General features: G+C 54.7%; 18 protein-coding genes. 11 read left to right on the top strand and 7 right to left on the bottom strand.

The window, feature by feature from the left end; all coding sequences use genetic code 11:
- Positions 1 to 10: 10 nt before the first annotated feature.
- Positions 11 to 1,366, bottom strand: coding sequence for a dicarboxylate/amino acid:cation symporter (locus SK3146_RS16850; protein ID WP_249866082.1), 1,356 nt, complete (start codon positions 1,364 to 1,366; stop codon positions 11 to 13).
- A gap of 302 nt (positions 1,367 to 1,668) precedes the next feature.
- On the opposite strand from SK3146_RS16850, the gene SK3146_RS16855 reads away from it, so the two are divergent.
- Entirely contained in the window at positions 1,669 to 2,898 is a 1,230-nt protein-coding gene (locus tag SK3146_RS16855; protein WP_249866083.1) for an aminopeptidase, read from the top strand.
- Positions 2,899 to 3,007: 109 nt separating this feature from the next.
- On the opposite strand, the gene SK3146_RS16860 is transcribed toward SK3146_RS16855, so the two are convergent.
- A complete protein-coding gene (locus SK3146_RS16860) occupies positions 3,008 to 3,883 on the bottom strand; it encodes a helix-turn-helix transcriptional regulator (RefSeq protein ID WP_249866084.1) in 876 nt (291 codons plus the stop codon).
- A 146-nt stretch (positions 3,884 to 4,029) separates the two neighbouring features.
- On the opposite strand from SK3146_RS16860, the gene fabF reads away from it, so the two are divergent.
- Complete coding sequence (fabF, locus tag SK3146_RS16865; protein WP_249866085.1) at positions 4,030 to 5,268, top strand: beta-ketoacyl-ACP synthase II; 1,239 nt, start codon at positions 4,030 to 4,032, stop codon at positions 5,266 to 5,268.
- Positions 5,269 to 5,521: 253 nt separating this feature from the next.
- Positions 5,522 to 6,157, top strand: a complete 636-nt coding sequence (locus tag SK3146_RS16870; protein WP_249866086.1) for an FMN-dependent NADH-azoreductase — start codon at positions 5,522 to 5,524, stop codon at positions 6,155 to 6,157.
- Between the two features lie 116 nt (positions 6,158 to 6,273).
- On the opposite strand, the gene SK3146_RS16875 is transcribed toward SK3146_RS16870, so the two are convergent.
- The 3 genes from SK3146_RS16875 to SK3146_RS16885 all read right to left on the bottom strand — a co-directional run bounded on the left by SK3146_RS16875 (position 6,274) and on the right by SK3146_RS16885 (position 9,002).
- The gene (locus SK3146_RS16875) at positions 6,274 to 6,447 is read right to left on the bottom strand and encodes a hypothetical protein (protein WP_249866087.1); all 174 of its coding nucleotides are present in this window, start codon (positions 6,445 to 6,447) and stop codon (positions 6,274 to 6,276) included.
- 123 nt (positions 6,448 to 6,570) lie between these two features.
- Entirely contained in the window at positions 6,571 to 7,191 is a 621-nt protein-coding gene (locus SK3146_RS16880) for a nitroreductase family protein (RefSeq protein ID WP_249866088.1), read from the bottom strand.
- Positions 7,192 to 7,316: 125 nt separating this feature from the next.
- Positions 7,317 to 9,002, bottom strand: coding sequence for a methyl-accepting chemotaxis protein (locus SK3146_RS16885; RefSeq protein ID WP_249866089.1), 1,686 nt, complete (start codon positions 9,000 to 9,002; stop codon positions 7,317 to 7,319).
- A 188-nt stretch (positions 9,003 to 9,190) separates the two neighbouring features.
- Between SK3146_RS16885 and SK3146_RS16890 the strand changes: the two genes are divergently transcribed.
- On the top strand, positions 9,191 to 9,694 hold the full coding sequence (locus tag SK3146_RS16890; protein WP_249866090.1) for a DnaJ family domain-containing protein: 504 nt from the start codon (positions 9,191 to 9,193) through the stop codon (positions 9,692 to 9,694).
- A gap of 79 nt (positions 9,695 to 9,773) precedes the next feature.
- Positions 9,774 to 10,604: a histidinol-phosphatase HisJ gene (hisJ, locus tag SK3146_RS16895; protein WP_249866091.1), complete on the top strand. Its 831-nt coding sequence runs from the start codon at positions 9,774 to 9,776 to the stop codon at positions 10,602 to 10,604.
- A 4-nt stretch (positions 10,605 to 10,608) separates the two neighbouring features.
- Here hisJ and SK3146_RS16900 read toward each other — a convergent pair whose 3' ends face one another.
- The gene (locus SK3146_RS16900; protein WP_249866092.1) at positions 10,609 to 11,457 is read right to left on the bottom strand and encodes a protein-glutamine gamma-glutamyltransferase; all 849 of its coding nucleotides are present in this window, start codon (positions 11,455 to 11,457) and stop codon (positions 10,609 to 10,611) included.
- A 221-nt stretch (positions 11,458 to 11,678) separates the two neighbouring features.
- Here SK3146_RS16900 and SK3146_RS16905 point away from each other — a divergent pair, with 221 nt between their 5' ends.
- The 3 genes from SK3146_RS16905 (at position 11,679) to SK3146_RS16915 (ending at position 12,946) form a co-directional block, all read left to right on the top strand.
- Complete coding sequence (locus SK3146_RS16905; protein ID WP_249866093.1) at positions 11,679 to 12,134, top strand: MarR family winged helix-turn-helix transcriptional regulator; 456 nt, start codon at positions 11,679 to 11,681, stop codon at positions 12,132 to 12,134.
- A gap of 192 nt (positions 12,135 to 12,326) precedes the next feature.
- Positions 12,327 to 12,527 carry a cold-shock protein gene (locus tag SK3146_RS16910; protein ID WP_249866094.1) on the top strand — a complete coding sequence of 67 codons (201 nt, stop codon included), beginning with the start codon at positions 12,327 to 12,329 and terminating at the stop codon, positions 12,525 to 12,527.
- A gap of 239 nt (positions 12,528 to 12,766) precedes the next feature.
- Positions 12,767 to 12,946, top strand: a complete 180-nt coding sequence (locus tag SK3146_RS16915; protein ID WP_434006880.1) for a cold-shock protein — start codon at positions 12,767 to 12,769, stop codon at positions 12,944 to 12,946.
- 147 nt (positions 12,947 to 13,093) lie between these two features.
- Here SK3146_RS16915 and SK3146_RS16920 read toward each other — a convergent pair whose 3' ends face one another.
- Entirely contained in the window at positions 13,094 to 15,079 is a 1,986-nt protein-coding gene (locus SK3146_RS16920; RefSeq protein ID WP_249866096.1) for an LTA synthase family protein, read from the bottom strand.
- Between the two features lie 221 nt (positions 15,080 to 15,300).
- Here SK3146_RS16920 and SK3146_RS16925 point away from each other — a divergent pair, with 221 nt between their 5' ends.
- The 3 genes from SK3146_RS16925 to SK3146_RS16935 all read left to right on the top strand — a co-directional run bounded on the left by SK3146_RS16925 (position 15,301) and on the right by SK3146_RS16935 (position 19,603).
- Entirely contained in the window at positions 15,301 to 16,050 is a 750-nt protein-coding gene (locus tag SK3146_RS16925) for a YwmB family TATA-box binding protein (RefSeq protein WP_249866097.1), read from the top strand.
- A gap of 84 nt (positions 16,051 to 16,134) precedes the next feature.
- Positions 16,135 to 18,531: a UvrD-helicase domain-containing protein gene (locus tag SK3146_RS16930; protein ID WP_249866098.1), complete on the top strand. Its 2,397-nt coding sequence runs from the start codon at positions 16,135 to 16,137 to the stop codon at positions 18,529 to 18,531.
- A 181-nt stretch (positions 18,532 to 18,712) separates the two neighbouring features.
- Entirely contained in the window at positions 18,713 to 19,603 is an 891-nt protein-coding gene (locus SK3146_RS16935; protein WP_249866099.1) for a YitT family protein, read from the top strand.
- Position 19,604: the final 1 nt, after the last annotated feature.

Genomic DNA, 19,604 nt, shown 5'->3' on the forward strand with positions numbered 1-19,604 from the left:
CGGAAACCGTTTATACCGGGTTCAGCTCCATTTGATCTTCTTCATCGCGATTGAACGATTCGCGGTCGAACTCGCCTTCCGAGTTCGCTACCAGCAAAGTGCATACTGTTGTGCCCGTAGCGTTAACGGCCGTACGGCCCATATCCACTACCGCGTCGATTGCAAGCACAAGACCCAAACCTTCCACAGGCAAGCCCAGCGCGGTCAATACCACTGTCGTGGAAATTGCTGCAGGTCCGGGAACGCCGGCAACGCCGATAGAAGAAATCATGCTGACCAGAACGATCAGAATATATTCGGAAATGCCCAGCGGAACATTATAGACACGCGCTACGAAAATGGCGACCACTGCCGGCCACACGCCGCCGCAGCCGTTCATGTTCATCGTCGCGCCAAGCGGAGCCACAAAGCTTGCGATCTTAGGAGATACGCGCAACCGCTTCGTGATGACTTCCAGATTTACCGGCAGCGTAACGTAACTGCTGCGGGTCGTAAAGGCTACGGCGATCGTCGGATACGCCTTGCGGAAAAACTTGAACGGATTGACCTTGGCTACAAAAGTAACCAGACCGCCGAAAGTAAGAATGAAGTGCAGCAGCAGCGCCGTATACGTAGCGAGAATCACTTTGATCAGCGGGGCCAATGTCTCAAGACCGTACTTGGCGGCCATCGCGCCGATCAGGGCATAGACGCCGAACGGAGTCAGACGAATGATATATTTGGTCACTTGATGCATAATTTGCGCAAACGATTCAATGAAATGTTTGACAGGCTGAACGGCTTCCGGCTTTTTCGAGCCGACATGCACCATAGCGATAGCGACGAAAATGGAAAAGATCAGTACCGGTACGACTTTGCCGCCGGCCATATCGCTGATCGGATTACTCGGAACCAAATCGAGAATAACTTGCGAGAACGTCGGAATGTCCCGCGGCTTGAACGTTTTGGGAATTTCCTGTGCGATGCCGGAGCCCGGATCGAAGGCCAGAGCGACCAGCAACCCGATCAAGGCGGCGATCCCCGTCGTGATCAAGAATAAAGAAATCGTCTTGATGCCGATTTTACGCAGATGACCCAGATTGGAAATCGAGGTAATACTGTTGATAACCAGCACGACGACCAGCGGTATAACGAGCATTTTCACCAGGTTAACATAAATGGAACCGATTGTGCTGACGCTTGTGGCGTCGAATTTAAACTTGTTGAAGAAAATACCGGCGATCAGCCCGAGCCCAAGCGCAATAAGCACGCGGCTGCCGAAGCCGACCCGTTTTCTACCCAAGAAGTAAAGCACCCCAATAATAACCAAAGAAATAACCAAGCTTACCCAGTTAGATTGGAATGCATGAATCAAGTTGTTGTTCAAGCTACTCATCCCCTCTATACCCCACCATTTTAGTAGGGATTATGCACTACGAGAATCATACTTCCAACCATTGAAGCTGTCAAGAATATTTTTTCGCTAAACTATTTACCAAAAAAGGGAATCTGGGTCTCCACTATCATCTTACCGGCCCGGAGGAAAAATAAGAACCGCCGCCGGCAAGTTTCCCAGTAGACCGTTTTAGGAAGCTTCCTGTGCCGGCAAGGCTTCGATTTCTCGTCAAGCAAGGCGTATAATAAGCACTAAGTTAGTGTAATCGCTAATCCTTGGAGGAGGGGATCATCATGAAATCATTCGACGTGCTGCTTGAGCAGTATGCCGAGCTGGCGCTTAGAGTAGGATTGAACGTTCGCGAGGGACAGACTCTGGTCGTATCCGCGCCGATTGCCGCAGTGGACTTTGTGCGCCAAATCGCCCGCAAAGCTTATGAGGCCGGGGTGTGGCAAGTTATCGTCGATTGGGACGACGAGGAGCTGCGCCGGATCAAGCTGCTGCATGCCGGCGACGAAGCGCTGCGGCAGTTTCCGCGCTGGAAAGCGGACGGCTATGCCGAAATGGCCCGCGACGACGCTGCCTTCCTGACGGTATACGCCCCGAATCCGGAGCTGCTGGAAGGTATCGATTCCGGTAAAATCGCCTTGGCGGCGCGCACGCAAATGAACGCAATGAAAGAACATCGCGCCAATCTGCAAAGCGGTAAAGTCAGTTGGTCCATCGTCTCCGTGCCGACGCCGTCATGGGCGACTAAGGTATTTCCGGAGCTGACGGCGGACGAGGCGGTTCAAAAGCTGTGGGGGTACATTTTCCGCGCGACCCGTCTGGACCAGGACAATCCGGTGAAGGCATGGGAAGATCATATCCGCCGGCTGCAGGAGCGCGTGAAGCTGCTGAACGGCAAGCGGTACCGCAAGCTGCATTATGAAGCGCCTGGCACACAGCTGACCGTAGAACTTCCCGAGGAGCATCTATGGGTGGCCGGCGGCATTTATAACGAGCGCGGCACGTTCTTCGTGCCGAATTTGCCGACGGAAGAAGTATTCACGCTGCCGCACAAACACGGAATCAACGGCAAAGTGACGAGCACCATGCCGCTCAATTACAACGGCAATTTGATCGACCGGTTTACTTTGACCTTTGAACGGGGACGTATCGTCGATTTCTCGGCGGAGCAGGGATACGAAGCGCTCAAGCAATTGATCGAGACGGACGAGGGGTCGCATTTTTTGGGAGAAGTCGCTCTGGTTCCGCACGGTTCGCCGATATCGGCAATGAACGTTATCTTTTATAACACAGGCTTTGACGAGAACGCCTCCGCCCATCTGGCTATCGGCAGCGCCTATCCTTTGTGCGTCGTAAACGGCACGAAGATGAGCAAGGAGCAGCTGGCCGCGGCCGGCGCCAACAGCAGCATGACGCATGTCGACTTTATGATCGGCTCCGCCGAGCTGAACATCGACGGGGAGACGGCCGGCGGCGCCAGGGAGCCGCTGTTCCGCAGCGGCAAATGGGCTTAGCCGGGCATCCGCCGTATCCGTGCGGGGACGGTGCCGACGGTGCCGCGGGTCGCCTTGCAGCGAGACTGCCTCCCGCGCCGCAGTTAACGATTCGCGGCCAAAGAGAAGCTCACTCCGTCAGCGTGCCGACGGAAGCGGCTGATGGGGATTTGCGCTCCATCAGCCTTTTTATTTTGATTTCGGTAGTGGACTCCGGCGCAGGCGTGTAGATGCCGCAGCGCAAATCCGCGCTGCCCTGCACTTGCAGGCTCGTTAAGTGAAACAGCATTTTGCCGGCCTTCGCGTGGCGGAATTCGAGCAGCACCTCGGGGGCGGAGCTCACTCTGCTCTGCTCCCAAAGCTGATGAAAATCGGGATGAAGGGCTGTCATTTCCTCCAGAAACCGCTCGTACCATTCATCTTCTACATATTGTCCGTAGTAAGCGCGGAACATCGACAGAAAGCCGCTGACGAAATGTTCCCAATTGACCGCGAGACTGCGGAACTCTTTGCGGGTGAACAGCAGCCGGATCATGTTTCGTTCTTCCTCGGGGACTTGCTCGAAATCGAGGAATACATGGGAAGCGGCCTGATTCCATCCGACAATCTGACATCTCCTATCAGAAATAATCGTGGGGCAATTGCGCAGTTCCTGCAAAATCGTCTGTAAAGACGGGCTGATCTTGGGCTTCTCTTCCTTGAGCAGATTGCCGCCGCTCCCCGTTTCCAGCGCCAGGGAAAACAAATATTTTCTCTCGTCGACCGTAAGCCGCAAAGCCCCCGCCACGCAGTCGAGGACGGAAGCCGATACTTGAATATCACGGCCCTGCTCCAGCCACGTATACCAAGTCGGACTGACGCCCGCCAGCTGGGCTACCTCCTCCCGCCGCAGCCCCGGCGTCCTCCGTCGGCTGCCGGCCGGAAATCCGGCCGATTCCGGGGACACTTTGGCCCGCTGCGCCTTCAAGAAAGCTGACAAGGCTTGCAGTCTTGCTTGTCGGTTCATCTTCTTCCCCTCCTATCTATCATCCTGTCTTAGCCGAGCTTTATTATCGTAGTAGTCATTATACTATAATAAACTACAACTTGTAATAGGATAAACGCTATGACATGATAAGCTCATCCAATACGCACCGAAGGGAAGGATGGACGATGGAACGTGTAGTTATTACAGGGATGGGCGTCATTTCACCGCTCGGCAGCGAGGTTGACGTCTTTTGGAGCCGGCTCAAAGAGGGGAAATCCGGCATTACGGAGATCGATACGTTCGACTGTTCCAAACAGAAAACCCGAATCGCCGGCTTGGTGCGCGATTTTGACGCCGAAGCGCGCTTCGGACGCAAGGAAGCCCGCCGGATGGACCGCTTCTGCCAATTTGCGGCGGCGGCGGCGGAACAAGCGGTTGCCGATTCCGGGCTGCGGCTGGAGCAGATCGACCGCGAACGCGCGGCGGTCTATGTCGGCTCCGGTATCGGCGGTATCCAAACCTTGCTTGAACAGGATCGCCTGCTGCGGGAGCGGGGGCCCGACAGGATCAGCCCGACGCTGGTGCCGATGATGATCGCCAACATGGCCGCGGCGATGATCAGCATCAGGCTCGGCATTTTGGGCCCGACGCTCGCTCCCGTTACCGCCTGCTCCATCGGCAATACTGCCATCGGGGAAGCGATGAGGCTTATTCGCAGCGGCGCGGCCGACGTCGCGCTGGCCGGGGGAGCGGAAGCCGCCATAACGGACATTTCGCTGGCGAGCTTCGCCAATGCGACGGCGGTATCGACCCGCAACGACGAGCCTTCGCGGGCCAGCAGGCCGTTCGACGCTGGGCGCGACGGCTTCGTTATGGCCGAGGGGGCCGGCATCCTCGTTATGGAGTCGCTTTCCCATGCGTTACGCAGAAATGCCCGCATTTATGCCGAGGTGACCGGCTACGGAGCCAGCTCCGACGCCTATCATATCGTCGCGACCCCGCCGGAAGGAACGGGCGCCTACCGAGCGATGAAGGCGGCGCTGAAGGAAGCCGGCCTGCAGCCGGAACAAGTGGATGTGATCAGCGCCCATGCCACAAGCACCGAAGTGGGCGACCGCTCGGAGACGCTGGCCATCAAGCGCTTGTTCGGAGAGCATGCCTACCAAGTTCCCGTAACCGCAAATAAATCGATGCTCGGTCATATGCTCGGAGCCGCCGGAGGCGCGGAAGCCATCGCCTTGGTCAAAAGCTTACAGGAAGGGATCATCCCGCCGACGATCAATTTGGAACAACCAGATCCGGATTGCGACCTGGACTATGTGCCGAATGCGGCGCGTCCAGCTGAGATGAAGATAGGCATGTCGAATTCGTTCGGCTTCGGCGGCCATAATGCGGTTATTGTTTTACAGAAATACATGGAATAGCTGTCCCTCCCGCTTCTCCGGATAGAAGACGCCTCCGAATCCCGGTTTACCCAACTGGGGAGGAGGCGTCTTCGGTTATATGGATCACTGTGTATTTCTCACCTGGAAGAAACGGCCGGCGGACGCTTGTCAGGAACTTATTTCAATCATAAAGCTATTACAGGGTGGGCAAATTGAAACTATGTGACGGAGAGGCTCGCTTTGAAGTACCGATCCGGCATAAAAAAAGAACAGCAAAGGACGATCAGACCTTATGGCTACTTTACTTCATATTATCGCGCATCCGAACAACGAAACCCAATCCTTCAGCATGGCCGTGGGCAAGGCATTTGTCGAGGCCTACCGCGAAGCCCATCCGGGTGACGAAGTGGTTCGCCTGGACTTGTACAAAGCCCACATTCCCCATATCGATGCCGACGTGTTCAGCGGCTGGGGGAAGCTTCGCTCCGGCAGCGCAATGGATCAGCTATCGGCCGAGGAGAAATCGAAGGTAACGCGATTGAACGAGCTTACCGACCAATTCGTCGCCGCCGATAAATACGTCTTTGTAACGCCGATGTGGAACTTTTCCTATCCGCCGATCATGAAAGCTTATATCGATTCGATCTGTACGGCGGGCAAAACGTTCAAATATACCCCAGAAGGTCCTGTCGGCCTATTGCCGAATAAAAAAGCTCTGCATATCCAAGCCCGGGGCGGACTTTATTCCGAAGGTCCGATGGCGGAGCTGGAAGCAGGACACCGGCATTTAACCGCTATTATGAAATTTTTCGGACTTCCGGGGCTGGAAGGCTTGTTCATCGAAGGACATAACCAATTCCCGGACCGGGCCGAATCGATCAAACAAGAAGCAATTCAAAAAGCCGTCGCACTTGCAAAAACATTTTAAACGCGTATAGCGCGGATTCCTCATAAATGGAGAATCCGCGCTTTTTACAGACATTGCCCCAGAGACACTGCGCCTCGGCTTTCGGCAATCGGCTCCGTTAATCCGCCCTTCCGGTTTCAATCGATTCCGGGAGTATAATCGACAACTTTATCTTCGCTGATGTGCAGCCGATCCTCCAGCTGTTTCTCACGGGCCGCATTGGCTTGGCCGCGGGCCGCACGGTCCGCCGCCTCCCGCTCAGCTTGACTCGAAACGGCAGCTTGAGCATCAACGGATCGGTTCTTAGTCAAGGTTCGGCACTCCTTTCCAAACGACATACGTTCTATCGATAATATGAGCTTGCTAACGTTTAAATATGCCGGTTTAAACAAATACGAAAACAAATCAAACGGATACGGAATCCTCTACTAGGTTTAGAAGCTTTCGCGAATGACTTGATGCTCCAGAGGAAGACGGTCTGTAGGCCGGCCTGGAGCCGCTGCCTTGCCGATAGGGACGATCATAACCGGAACGTAACGCTCCGGAATGCTCAATTCCTTCACGAGGGCATTGCTGTCATACCCGCCCATTGGAACGGTGTCGTACCCTTTTGCTTTGGCTGCCAGCATCAACTGCATAGCCGCCAGGGATGCATTGCGGATCGCTTCGTCTCTGGCTAAGCCTGGGTTGCTTGCATAAGCGCCGTTAACCTGCCCGATCATCATCTCGCGAATTTCAGGCGCCGCTTTTTCATACACGGTGGCTGCGACCTGATTTGCTTCCAAATCGCCGAGCACGATCACAACGACCGAAGCGTCCACCGTTTGTTGTTGATTGTAAGTAATCGGCAGCAATCTTTCTTTATTCGCCTGCTCGCTAACGACAAGAAAACGCCAATGCTGCAAGTTCCATGAGGACGGCGCGCTCGATGCCAACGTCAATATTTCATTCAGTTCCTCCTCAGGAATCGTCACTCCCGGCTGGTACTTTCGCACGGAGTGCCGGGAACGTATCGTTTCTTCGGCCGATACGACTTTTTGTTCGACTGAGCTCATAGTTTTACACTCCTATCTAATGCCTCATCTGCTACGCCTTTAGAATCGCCCCGGAAACGCCGGGTTATGTAGCCCTCACGGCGCAAAATCATGGATACCGCAGGCGCTTCGTATATTACGCGCGATTACGCGCGATATTGAATAACGAGCCCGTGCAGCTTTTCGGAAATCCCGGACAATGTTGTCGCCGAAGAAGTGATTTCCTGAATGGAAGCAAGCTGCTCCTCGGTCGTAGCGGCCACCGTCTGCGCCAGGCTGGCCGTCTGCTCGGCGATGTATCCCATATTGCTCACCGTTGCTGCGACTTCCTCGGTGCTGGCGGACATCTGCTCCGCAGCCGCTGCCGCCTCTTGGATTCGCCTTGATACTTCCGCCGCGGACAGGACAATCAGCCCGAACGTGTTCTCGGCTTGGCCGACCGCGTCCAATCCGCCCTGCAGCTCAGCCAGCCCTTCGTCCATCGACCGGGCGGCCTGAACCGTGCTCAGACGCACCCCTTCGATCACGCGATTAATTTCCTGAATCGATTCGGCGGTTTGCGCCGACAGCTTGCGTATTTCATCCGCCACCACCGCGAAGCCGCGGCCGTGTTCGCCCGCGCGCGCCGCCTCAATCGCCGCATTGAGCGACAGCAGGCTCGTCTGTGTCGCAATCTCGCCTATAAACTCGGATATACGGTTAATGTTATGGGAATGTTCCTCCATCCCCCGGATCGTTTCGCCGGCCTTGCCGACCGCAGAGCTGATTGAATGAATTTTGGCCGAAGCCTGCTGGATCGCTTCCGCTCCCTGTTCCGCTTTCTCCGAAGCCGTCTGGGACAGCTCCGACACTTCCGATGTCGTCTCCGCTATCCGCTGGATGCCCGCCGACATCTCGTCCATCGCCCGGCTGCATTCCGCGGCGCTCTGCGCCTGATTCTCGGAACCGCCCGCCACCTCCTGAATGGAGAGGGTCACGCTTTCGGAAGCGGCGGCATTCTGCTCCGAACTGGCCGACAACTGCTCGGCCGAAGCGGCCACAAGCTGGGAAGCTTGCTGAATTTGCATTACCGAGTCTCGGAGCGAGCCGGACAATGTATTGACAGCGGCAATCAGCGTGCCGATCTCATCCTTGGACGTATGGCGGATCGGCCCTCCCGTCAAATCTCCGTGCGAAATGCGGTTCAACGCTTCCGACGCCAAAGAAACGGGCCTGGAGATCAGTCTGACAAGCAGGAAGCCGATCGCGATAACAACGGCGAACGCCCCGACGAGCAGCAGCCAAAACTCGGTCAAGCTTGCCTGATACAGATCATCGCTATCCTGCTCCGCCTGCTGAGCCCCTTTATGATTGTAATCGATCATTGCGGCGATGCTGCCCTCTACGTCCGCAAACGCTTTGGATAATTCATCGGAAGCGGCGCTCGACCCTTTTCCGGACGCTTTCTGCCGATTGTTCGCTTCAATGAAGGCGTTCCAGTGCTGCTTGAGCCGCTGTAAATTTTCCGCATCCTGCTCGTCGGCCACGCTAGACTCGTACCGGATCAACTGCTGCCCGATGTCGGTGAACGTATCGTCCATTTGTTTGTTGATCGCTTCTTTCTTGGCCGGGTCCGGCTCCATCTGAAGCTGGTAATATAATGTGAGCACATGCTCCTTGGCATAGCTGACATGGTTGGCTACCTCGGTGCCGATAAGCCAGTTATGCGCGATCTCCCTCGTATTGTTCTGAAGCCCTTTCATATTTTCCAAATCCATAAAGCCCATAATCCCCATCATCAGCAAAATGATGAAATACGTTAATACAAGCTTTTTCCCGACCGTCATGACCATGGCAAAGACCCTCCAGTATTGTCTTGATGTTTTCCGCTACTATCATAGGGGGTAATTGTATGGAATTTTACATAGAACTTTATTTACTTTGTATGAATTTCGCTAATAATTGTCTAACATTTGCTATAATCGATAACGATAAGGCAGAACGCTGAGATAGACATTATACAAGCAAGGAGAGGTTTCCCATGGCAATATGGAACCGTCGTAAAGAAAAGCCTGCCGCGGAGCCCGGACAGGAACCTTCGGAACGCGCTCACATTCCGCTTCCCGCCGAAACGTTCGAGGATACGGAGGTCTCGCTGTCCATCCACCGGCAGATGCAGCATTGGGCGGACGAGGCGTATCAGGATTTCGTGAAAAAGGGCGGCTTGGAGCATTTGCCGGGAATCGGCAAACCGCTTGTCGTTCCCGAAGGCGACGTATTTGCGTCCATCATGAAAAACGCCAAGGTGAAGCATCCCTGGATCATGCTGCGCCAGGAAATTCAGCAGCTGATGGAACAAACCATCGAGCTTATGGAGGAACAAGTGCCGCCGGAGCTAATCGAGGAACAGTTGCGCATCATCAACGACTACATAAAGGAGCTTAACCTTCAGGCTCCCGGCTTGTCCTTGCACCGCAAGAGAGTGACTGTAAACAATATTCGGGAGGAGTACCGTAAAACCTATGTAGAGCCCTCCCGAAAATGAAGAGCACAGGCCGCTTTACAGCAAGCCGGGCGTCATGCTACTGTAAAGTTCACATAGATGGTTCGAGGAGGAACGACGAATGAGGATATTGAAATGGGACGGCCATACTCACACCCGCTATTGCTATCACGGAAGCGGCGCGCCGGAAGAGCAATATATCGACCGCGCCGTCCAGCTCGGCTTCGAGCGCTATACGTTAAGCGAGCATCCGCCGCTGCCCCAAGGATGGGTCGCCGACAGCGACTTGTTCCGGGAACTGGCTATGCCGGAGAGCGAGCTTCCGGCGTACATCGAATACGCTCGGCAGATGAAACGGCTGTATGAAGGCAAAATTGAGATTACCGTCGGCCTGGAGCTCGATCATTTGCCCGGGCAGCATTCCTATACAGAACGGTTAGTCGACGAGTGGCAGAACACGCTGGAGGACGTCGTCTATTCCGTGCATTATTTGCCCGGTATCGGCGGCATACGCTGCATCGACTTCACCTCGGACGATTTTCAAACCGGCCTTTTGGCTTATTACGGATCGATGGAGACGGTCATCGAGGAATATTACAATCAGGTCGAGGAAGCCATCGAGTGGGCCACCAGACTGCCGATGCGCAAGCGCCTCGGCCATATCAACCTGATCGAGAAATTCCGGCAGGCGCTGCCCGAATTCGACGACAGCTTGATGGAGCGGCGGCTTCGGGGGATCATTCCCAAGCTGTCCCGCAGCGGCTTCAGCATCGACGTGAATACGGCGGGCACGCGCGTCGCGACCTGCGGCAAGCCTTACGTTCCCGAATGGTTTCTTAGCGAATGTCTCAAGCAGGGCATCCCTTGCGTTTACGGCTCGGATGCGCACAAGCCTGAGCATGTGGGAACAGGCTGGGACTGGTTTGAAGCCCAGCTCTCGGCCTCCCGGTAAACACTCAGAAGTAGATGCCGGTGCGCCCTCCTATTGCGGCGACCACTTGCCCCGGCCCCGCCAAGGCCGATGTCGGCCTGGAAGCCGGAGGCTCGCCGGTTGTCGTCAGCTTATATAAATAGGCGAAATCAGGGTGGGTCACTTCGTCCATCAAATAAGCCGACACAGTGCTTCCTTCGATCCGAAGCCTGTTGAGCTTAGCGATAATCCGTTCCCCGGTCGTGATGCCGATCCCGTGGCCATAGTACAGATCAGGTGCCAGTCTCACCACGTTCTCTCCCTGCCATTCGATCCACTCCGGATTGACGTCGGGATTTTTGAAATACTGGACATCGCCTCCGAACGCCTCAGCGCCGTTGAACTGCGTCACCAGCCTTAAGTCGCGGTCGTAGTTCCATGAATAGAGGTACAGATTCGCAAACAGTTTATCGAATAAAGCGTCTCCGATTACATCGAGAACTCCCTTATACAGCACAATAATAATAGCGGTGGCGCATTCGAAGGCATATTTTTTCCCGTTCAGGTAAATATCGCGCACGGCATCGCTCGACCGGACGTCCGGATTCAATAAAAATCCCCCGTTGTCCTTGCGCGTCCAATACGCTTCGTTGCAGCGGGATTTTTTGAAGGAGGCGAAAGAAACGTCGCTTCGCTCCAAATCCTCCGCGGCCGTAATAATGGATGCGCGCAGCCGCAGCTCGAAGAAGAACGCATCCCAAGACGGATACGTAAACTTAGTAGGGCTGGCATCCATTTCTCTATAAATCGCCCGCTCCAAATCGGTCAGCGCCATTGCGCCCTGCGGGGGGCCTCCCCCGGAAATGACGATCATGACAATCCACCTGCCTTTCATGCGCGATTCATCCGTAACGAACATGCGCAGACCTTTTCCCTTTTAAGGGATCATAACCATTCTATGTTCGGCAGCGCGCCGGCATCCCAATATTTTGGTCAAAACGAAGAAAAAACGCGCCTTGCGCCCGATTTGCCGTACCGGCATTTGTTGATTCGCCCGATTCCATATATAATGAAAAAAATTCGTTCGTTACTATCCTTATCGCGGGAGGCGCCGCCATGCAATCGGAGAACAATCAAACGGAACGATTCGAGAAAGCCCTATGGACCAGCGTCCGCAAGCTGGGTCCGGAATTGACGGCTCATTTGAGCGTTCCTTTGACCAAACAACAATTTTTCATGCTGTACTTTATCTCGAATAAGGGCGTCTGCAAAGTGAGCGAGCTCGCCGAGCAAATGGAAGTGAAGCCGAGCGCGATCACCGTCATGATCGACCGCCTGATCAAGCACGGCGTAGCCGAACGCCGTCATGACGATAAGGACCGCCGCGTCGTCTGGATTGAGCTGACGGATAAGGGCCGGGAAGTGCTGGAAGAAATCAAGATCGTCCGCAAGCAAACGATAGGACGGTATTTGGCCGATATCGAGCCGCAGCGTCTGGAGCTGTTTCTGGACGTATTCGAACAAATCAGCGAAACTATCGCCAAGCTCCATGCCGGAAATACCGGAGAATAAAGCGGGTCATTTCCTATAAATTCGTTTTCAACATGAAATTTATGTGATACAATGAATTTGTTGGTATATTTTGCGCATTTCATTCACATATTAGAAAGGGTTATCACTAAAGCCATAGGGGTACTCTTTCTAATGTGTGAATTTTTTTATTCATGCAAATTTAAGGAACAATTATTGGAGGGTTTTAAGAAGATGGAAACAGGAACAGTGAAATGGTTTAATGCGGAAAAAGGGTTTGGCTTCATCGAAGTAGAAGGCGGCAAAGACGTATTCGTACACTTTAGCGCCATTACAGGAGAAGGGTACAAATCCCTTGACGAAGGACAGCGCGTGCAGTTCAACGTTGTCCAAGGAAACCGCGGACCACAAGCTGAGAACGTAGTAAAGCTTTAAAATTTCACCGGCTGAGGAGGGAACTGCTCGGATGAGAGCAGTTCTTTTTCCAGTGATTGCGGCGCCGAGGGCTTGTACTTTCGCTACGGCTTTCACGGCGCCCCAATACCGGAGAATCTCCTCTGCGGAAGGCGAAGCCGGCTGCTCTTAGGTTCAAGGCCATCTGTCATTCACATGTAGGTATTTTTTGCAGCGCACTAACCAAAGGAGGGGTTACCTTGTATTTCTCAAAGAAAACCATGGAACCGATTCAAGAAGAACAGACACCGGTGTGGATGTGCAGTAATGAAGGATGCTCTTGCTGGATGAGAGAAAATTTCGCTTTGGAAGAAACGCCTGCTTGTCCTCTTTGTCAATCCGAGATGGTGAAGAACACCAAGATGCTGCCCGCCTTGGTCAACTATCATAAGTCCTATTAAGGAACATACATAGCGACGTTGTTCGGGTGAATCGTCCCGTTCGGCTCCGCACGGCGAAAACAAGCCTGGGTCACATGGCTGATACATACCATAACCCGAACAATGACAAAGCACTAACCGCGCTGCGGTTAGTGCTTTGCCGTTTATTTATGAGCTTTTCCCGCCCGTGCCGGAACCGGAGCCTTCGGCGGCAGGAATCGCGAATTCTTCGTTATAATTCGGCAGCGCTTGTTTGGTCAAATACTCCTGATCGATATATTTGGCCAAGTACTGCTTGCCGAACAACTGGTCATACTGCAGGTCGCGGTATTGATTTACCGTTGCCTGTATATCTTCGGGAACGCTCTGATGCAGCCCGCCGTCCGCATCGACGACAAGGTTGCGAAGCAAGCCCGGCGCCTCTTGCAGCAGCTTATCGTTCAGCGCAAGCGAAGCCGGCTTCTCCATGCCCAGCTTGTTCAGCACATACGTGCCGAGGAACGAGTCGCTCAGCGTAGGCTTCTGCTCTTGCGGCAGATCGACGTTCGACCACATGACAAACGGCACGCTGTGCATTTTCTTCGTTTCCTCCAGCGACCAGCTGCCGGTGCCGATCAAGCCTCCCTGCTTGTAAACGTCGTAGTCCAAGCCGAGCATCGGGAGATGGTCGCCGTAAAATACGATGACCGTAGGCTCATCGGACTGCTGGAAATGATCGATTAGCATCTTCAGGCTTTGATCCGCATCATGCGCGCCCTGCGTGTAAGTCTCCAGAATGCTGCGGGCATCGTCGGTCAGATTGCCATTAGCTTTAATCTCAGTTTCCCCATAGCGATTATCGTCATAAGGTCCGTGATTTTGCATCGTGACGGCGTAAATAAACATCGGTCTGTCCGTCTCATCCACCTGCTTAATAATGTTCCGCGACACTTCGTCGTCCGAAATAAACAGACCTTTATATTCCGGGTTTTCGAATTGGTCCTTGCTCATAAAGCTTTCGAAGCCGAGCTCTTTATACACGCTTTCGCGGTTCCAGAACCAGCCCTCGTACGAGTGAATCCCCATGCTTTTATAACCCTGCGTTTCGAAATAACTGGCCAAGCTCGGAACCGGCTTGCTAATATACTGCTGGTACGGCACGGACCCGTCCGGCAAAAAGCTCATGGATTGCCCGGTCAGCACCTCATATTCCACATTGCTGGTACCCCCGCCGAACTGCGGAGACAATAAATATCCGGAGGTCGATTCCTTCTGCAGCTTATGAATCGTCGGCACCGGGTCTTCGCTGTATTGGACGTTCGGAAGCAGTGTCGGGTCCCAAAAAGCTTCGTTCATAATAAAAATGACATTCGGCTGCTTGCCTTGGAACGGATCGCCCTGCTTGCTGACCGATGCGGTCTGCACCATGTTATCACTGGCCAAATCCTGCGCAAGCGAAGCCATAGCCGGCTCGCTGTAGCCTTCCGGTTTAGAAATAATCGAGTTTTTAACGTTCATCGTGAACGCCAGCGCCATGCCGTTGTTGCTGTAGTTTTGCTTTTGATCCCAGACGATCTCGCTGACGCCCGCGCGGTCAAACAGATGAGCCGCCCAAGTCGTCCTGACCCCCAGCGAATAAAGCGCGACCAGTGCGAGAATCCCCAAAACGGCGCGGCCTCCGATGTGCATTTTGAGCCGCGGCCAGACGAAATGCATCGCGACCAACACGACGACCAGCAAGCCGAGGGCGGCCAGCCGCTTAATTGCCGCAGGTCCCGTCACAAGCGGAATGATGTTCATGCCTTCTTTTTTCAGAAAAATATCCCATGGAAAAAACGGTTCGCCGATCAATTTGGTCTTAAAATAACAGACTAGAGCCATAATAGACAGTAATAAAGACGCCAAGGTGACTCCCGTCATCATTGAACCGAATAAACTATAGAAAAATACAAGAACGCATAAATCGATGATTGCATTAACCGCAAACAGCTTCTGATTTTGCATCATCCAGGCCCAAGTTTCCGGGAATGAGCCTCGTTGAATGAATTCGACCCCAAACACCAGCAATAGCGGAACTACCGCGAGCATAATAACGATTAGGCCGTATTTTAAAGCCCGGTTTCGTTCGATCGGAGCCGTTCGGCGCTTATGCCGAGCTTTTCGTTGCAGCTTCATCTTCTCACACTCCTTTGTTAATAATATCCTTCTCGGTTCGTTTCGATCCACATGGATGCATTCATTATATACACAAAAACTTAATATTAGCTGAAAATGAGGCCGAATGGGGAAAATTGGTGCAAAAAAAATGTGTAAAAGGTATGAACTCTATCATTTCCGTCCATTCTATTTAGTAGAACTCATAGATTTCGTTATGAATGGAAGGGAAGGATTGTACGATGAAACGAAAATGGATCGCTTATGCGCTATGTTTCCTTATCGCCGCCGGCTGTGCGGCAGGAGCTTGGGCCGCCCGCGTCAATGCCGGCCGTTCGGCGGCTTCAAGCCTCGAATTGCTGCTTCCTTTATCCCAGCAAATAATGTCCTCCGACAAGAGCATTGTTATTAAACATGCCGATACCTACCAAAACTACTCGGATGAAAAACAATTTTTGGACACGGGGCGAATGCTCGGAAGACTGTTCGAACTTCCCGAGGACGGAAAGCTTAGCCGCGAGGAAGATCATATCCTTTATCGCACGGCAACGACCGATTCGCACGGCGCCGATTTGACGATGCTCTGGGTCGGATTCTTCGATCATACGTCCGAGCTGATTCTTACCGGAGGCAGCGGGCCGGATACTTCTCCCGCCGATATGATAGAACTTCAGCGGAAGCTTACGGACAAGCTGCAGTCTATCGGCATTAAGCCGCAATGGAATGTAATGATCCAAGGAGTGCTTGCGGGTGATGACGTGGCCTCTTCTCCCTCCCCGACCGATTGGCTCGTGGCCAAGCTTCAAGCGAAGCAAGTGGAACAGTACGAGGACAACGGCAGCACAAGCATCACGTATTATTCCCCTTTCATCAGCGAGCATATTTCTAACGGCAAGCAAGCGATGAACTTGCAGGTTGCCGTTCACCGCAATTCCATTACCCAAGAGAAGCGCGTCACTATAGGAACACCTGCCATTACAATAGAATATTAATACGCCGTCTTTAACGAACAATTGTTCTTTTTCTTCTTTTATTGTAAACTGACCGAAGAGTTCTTTATGATAAAAGGTGATAACATGACTAACCCTACATCTTATAACGTCCCTTACGGCGCTTCGATAAAACGGATTCCGCAGGCCGCTATTGCGCCCGCGAAAACAAGCAAGGACCTGGTGTCCGATCATGAATCGGATGCCTTTTATTTTCGTTCGCTGGAGAATTCCGGCATCGCCTTGAACGCCCGGCAGATCGAAGCGGTGCGCCACGATCAAGGCCCGCTACTGACGCTGGCCGGCGCCGGTTCCGGCAAAACGTCGGTGCTTGTCGCCCGCGCAGGCTATCTGATGAACGTTCTCGGCGTCCATCCTTCGCATATTTTGCTCGTTACCTTCTCCAGCAAAGCCGCCGCGGAAATGAAGCAGCGTATCGCCGCTCTTCCCGGCATAACAAGCGGAATGGCCCGCGAAGTGCAGGCGCGGACGTTTCATTCCTTCTTCCTGCTGCTGCTCCGAAGGCAAGGATATACGCAGGACATTTTCAGCGAAACCCGCTATCAGCACATCGTTCTGAAACGAATTCTGCGCGAGCGCGGACTCCAGGACGATTACGAGCCGGAGACGCTGCTATCCGTCCTCTCTTCGTGCAAAATGAACATGACCGATCTAAACGGGCTGCCCGAGCGTTCCATGGACGAGAGGAACATCAAACGCATTTTGCGGCAATACGAGCAGTGGAAAGCGGATCAGCGCAAAATGGATTTCGACGATATTCTCGTCTTCGCCCACAAGCTGCTGCTCAGCGAGCCTTCGCTGCTGGCTTCTTTGCAGCAACGGTTCCGTTACGTCATGAACGACGAGTTTCAGGACACGAACAAGCTGCAGTACGAGCTTGTCCGCATGATCGCCGAGCCGCAGAACAATCTGATGGTCGTAGGAGACGACGATCAGACCATCTATACGTTTCAGGGCGCCAGCCACGAATTCATCCTGCAGTTTCACCGGCAATACCCGAAGGCCCGAACGGTCACGCTGGATATCAACTACCGTTCCACTTCCAGCATCGTCGGGCTAGGCAATGAAATCATACGGCATAATATGCGCCGTAAGCAAAAGACGCTGCAAGCGACCAAGGAAAGCCCCGCAGCGCCCCGGTATTACAGGCCCGGCGATACGGACGACGAAGCCGCAACGGTCCTTGCCGAAATCCGCAGCGAGGTGGAGCAAGGCCGGCGTTCCTACAGCGACTACGCGGTACTGTACCGCACGGCAAGCAGCAGCCGGGCCATGCTGGAGGAACTGGTCATTCAGAACATACCGTTCGTGCATGACGGCAATACCGATCTGTTCTACGAGCAGTGGATCGTCAAGCCGATCATCGACCATCTGCGGCTTGCCATGGACCGTCGCAGCTTTGCAGCGATTGAAGGGATTTTGCAGACTTTATACGTGAGCCGGGAGAAAGGGATGGAATTTATTTACGCTCAGGAGAAGCTGCGGCCGAAGAAAGGGCCGCTCGTGCATCTCCTATCCTTGCCGGACTTGAAGGAATTTCAGAAGGAGAAGGTAAAGGAGCGCATCGAGCTTGTCAGCATGATCCGCGATATGAAGCCGGCCGACGCGATTCGCCATATGCGCCGCAGCTTCTACGACGTCTTCATGGAAACGGCGGACGGGCGCAGCTTCACGCAGCATAAGGAAATGCTGAAGGAAACGCTCGACGAGCTGGAATCGTCGGCCAAGCGCTTCGACTCGATCGAAGCGTTCCTCGGCCATATCGGACATATGCTTCAGATGCACCAGGCCATGGAGCAGCTGCGCAGCGATCCGAACGCCGATACGGTGAGTTTGATGACCATTCACAAAGCGAAGGGCCTGGAATTTCCCGTCGTCTTCGTCATCGGCTTTTCCGAAGGCATACTGCCTCACAGCTCTGCGCTCGACGCCGGAGAAGACTCCTCCGCCAAAGGGGATAAGCGCCCGAAGACCGTCGTTCAAGCGGACAACGGCCAGAAGGACGCCTACGCCGCGCTTGAGGAAGAGCGGCGGCTCGCTTATGTAGCCGTTACACGGGCGAAGGAGGAGCTGATCGTCTGTTCGCCGGCTTACTATCGCGGCAAGAAAGCGAACGTCTCGCGCTTTCTTACCGCCGTGTTCAGCGCGCCCAAGCCTGCTGCCGCGGCGAACACGGCCGCCCCGCGGGCACAGGCGGGCCCCGGCCCGGCCGCTGCGGCTGCCAAGCCCGGCGGCGCGGGCTACCGCTCGGCGCCCGGCAGCGGCACCGGCGGCATCGGGGGAAGCGCCACGGCAAGCGGCGCGCCCAAGAAGCTGCACACCGTGCCGGCGTGGCTCTGCACGAGCGGCAGCTGCCCCGCATGGGCGCGGATCAGCAGCGCCCAAGAGAGCAAGCGGGCGAGCAAGGCGTGCCCGCTGTGCCAGGCCCCGATGCGCCGCGGCAGCAAGGAAGTGCCGGTGTAACCGGGGGGCGGTCCGTCCCCCTCGCACCGGCCGCAGCCGCCGCTCTGCCGCGCTAATGAAGGCAGGCGGCGCAGCAGGCCTGCACTTACGCATTACCGGGAATTCTTGCGGCAATTCACGATCCGTTCTATAATCCTAACCATTCAGATTTCATAAGAAATGGAAACCGATATGGATAAGGATGAGGGATCAAACTATGCTGCAAATTCGTCGTTACCTGCTTATCGCGGCAGGCACCTTCGCCGTCGCCCTGGCCTTCAACTGGTTTGCCGGCCCGAACCACATCGCAGCGGGCGGAATGTCCGGGACCGCCCTTCTGATCGGCTCGCTGCTGCATATCGAGCCGTCGGTGCCGCTGTGGATCGGCAGCCTGCTCATTCTCGCGGTCAGCGTCTATTTTCTGGGGCTGCGCTCGCTTGCCGTCTCCGCAGCCGGCTCCGTGCTGCTGCCGCTGTTTGTCTACGCGACGCGCCACTGGCCGCCGCTGACGGACAACCCGCTGCTGGCCGCCATCTACGGCGGCCTTATGACCGGGGCCGGGCTCGGGCTCGTCTTCCGCGCCCACGGCAACACCGGGGGCTTCACGCTTATCGCCCAGCTGCTCCACCGCTGGCTCGGCGTCAAGCACAGCCAAGCCATCATGGCGATGGATTCGGCCGTCGTATTGTCCGCCGGCCTCCTGTTCTCGCCGGAGCAAGCGCTGTACGCACTGATCGGCGTATTCGCGACGAGAAAATCGATGGACCTTGTACTCAAGCTGCAGCGGGCTTCCAAGGTCGCTTATATTATTTCCTCCGCCCGCTGCGAAGAGGCACTCAGCCGAGCGGTGCTTCACGACCTGGACCGCGGCCTGACGAAAATAGCCGGGACCGGAGGCTATACCGACGACCTCCGCGTCATCCTGATGATCGTCCTGGCCGCTAGCGAGGCCCGCAGGCTGAAGCTGCTCGTCCAATCGATCGATCCGCAAGCGTTTATGATTGTCTGCGACGCGGACGATGTCGCCGGGGAAGGCTTCCCGGAGCATCCTGTCATACGCAGGAGCAGGAAGCGGCGGCAGCTTACGGTGTAGC

The organism is Paenibacillus konkukensis, assembly GCF_023523925.1.
In the GTDB taxonomy this organism is placed as follows: Bacteria; Bacillota; Bacilli; order Paenibacillales; family NBRC-103111; genus Paenibacillus_S; species Paenibacillus_S doosanensis.

What these genes read in the sequence shown, in the direction of transcription:
- SK3146_RS16905 (WP_249866093.1), top strand. Translation starts at nt 11,679, where the DNA reads ATGCAATCGGAGAACAATCAAACGGAACGATTCGAGAAAGCCCTATGG.
- fabF (WP_249866085.1), top strand. Translation starts at nt 4,030, where the DNA reads ATGGAACGTGTAGTTATTACAGGGATGGGCGTCATTTCACCGCTCGGC.
- SK3146_RS16900 (WP_249866092.1), bottom strand. Translation starts at nt 11,457, where the DNA reads ATGAAAGGCAGGTGGATTGTCATGATCGTCATTTCCGGGGGAGGCCCC.
- SK3146_RS16880 (WP_249866088.1), bottom strand. Translation starts at nt 7,191, where the DNA reads ATGAGCTCAGTCGAACAAAAAGTCGTATCGGCCGAAGAAACGATACGT.
- SK3146_RS16930 (WP_249866098.1), top strand. Translation starts at nt 16,135, where the DNA reads ATGACTAACCCTACATCTTATAACGTCCCTTACGGCGCTTCGATAAAA.
- SK3146_RS16935 (WP_249866099.1), top strand. Translation starts at nt 18,713, where the DNA reads ATGAGGGATCAAACTATGCTGCAAATTCGTCGTTACCTGCTTATCGCG.
- SK3146_RS16855 (WP_249866083.1), top strand. Translation starts at nt 1,669, where the DNA reads ATGAAATCATTCGACGTGCTGCTTGAGCAGTATGCCGAGCTGGCGCTT.
- SK3146_RS16915 (WP_434006880.1), top strand. Translation starts at nt 12,767, where the DNA reads ATGGAACCGATTCAAGAAGAACAGACACCGGTGTGGATGTGCAGTAAT.
- SK3146_RS16890 (WP_249866090.1), top strand. Translation starts at nt 9,191, where the DNA reads ATGGCAATATGGAACCGTCGTAAAGAAAAGCCTGCCGCGGAGCCCGGA.
- SK3146_RS16925 (WP_249866097.1), top strand. Translation starts at nt 15,301, where the DNA reads ATGAAACGAAAATGGATCGCTTATGCGCTATGTTTCCTTATCGCCGCC.
- hisJ (WP_249866091.1), top strand. Translation starts at nt 9,774, where the DNA reads ATGAGGATATTGAAATGGGACGGCCATACTCACACCCGCTATTGCTAT.
- SK3146_RS16870 (WP_249866086.1), top strand. Translation starts at nt 5,522, where the DNA reads ATGGCTACTTTACTTCATATTATCGCGCATCCGAACAACGAAACCCAA.
- SK3146_RS16910 (WP_249866094.1), top strand. Translation starts at nt 12,327, where the DNA reads ATGGAAACAGGAACAGTGAAATGGTTTAATGCGGAAAAAGGGTTTGGC.
- SK3146_RS16920 (WP_249866096.1), bottom strand. Translation starts at nt 15,079, where the DNA reads ATGAAGCTGCAACGAAAAGCTCGGCATAAGCGCCGAACGGCTCCGATC.
- SK3146_RS16860 (WP_249866084.1), bottom strand. Translation starts at nt 3,883, where the DNA reads ATGAACCGACAAGCAAGACTGCAAGCCTTGTCAGCTTTCTTGAAGGCG.
- SK3146_RS16885 (WP_249866089.1), bottom strand. Translation starts at nt 9,002, where the DNA reads ATGGTCATGACGGTCGGGAAAAAGCTTGTATTAACGTATTTCATCATT.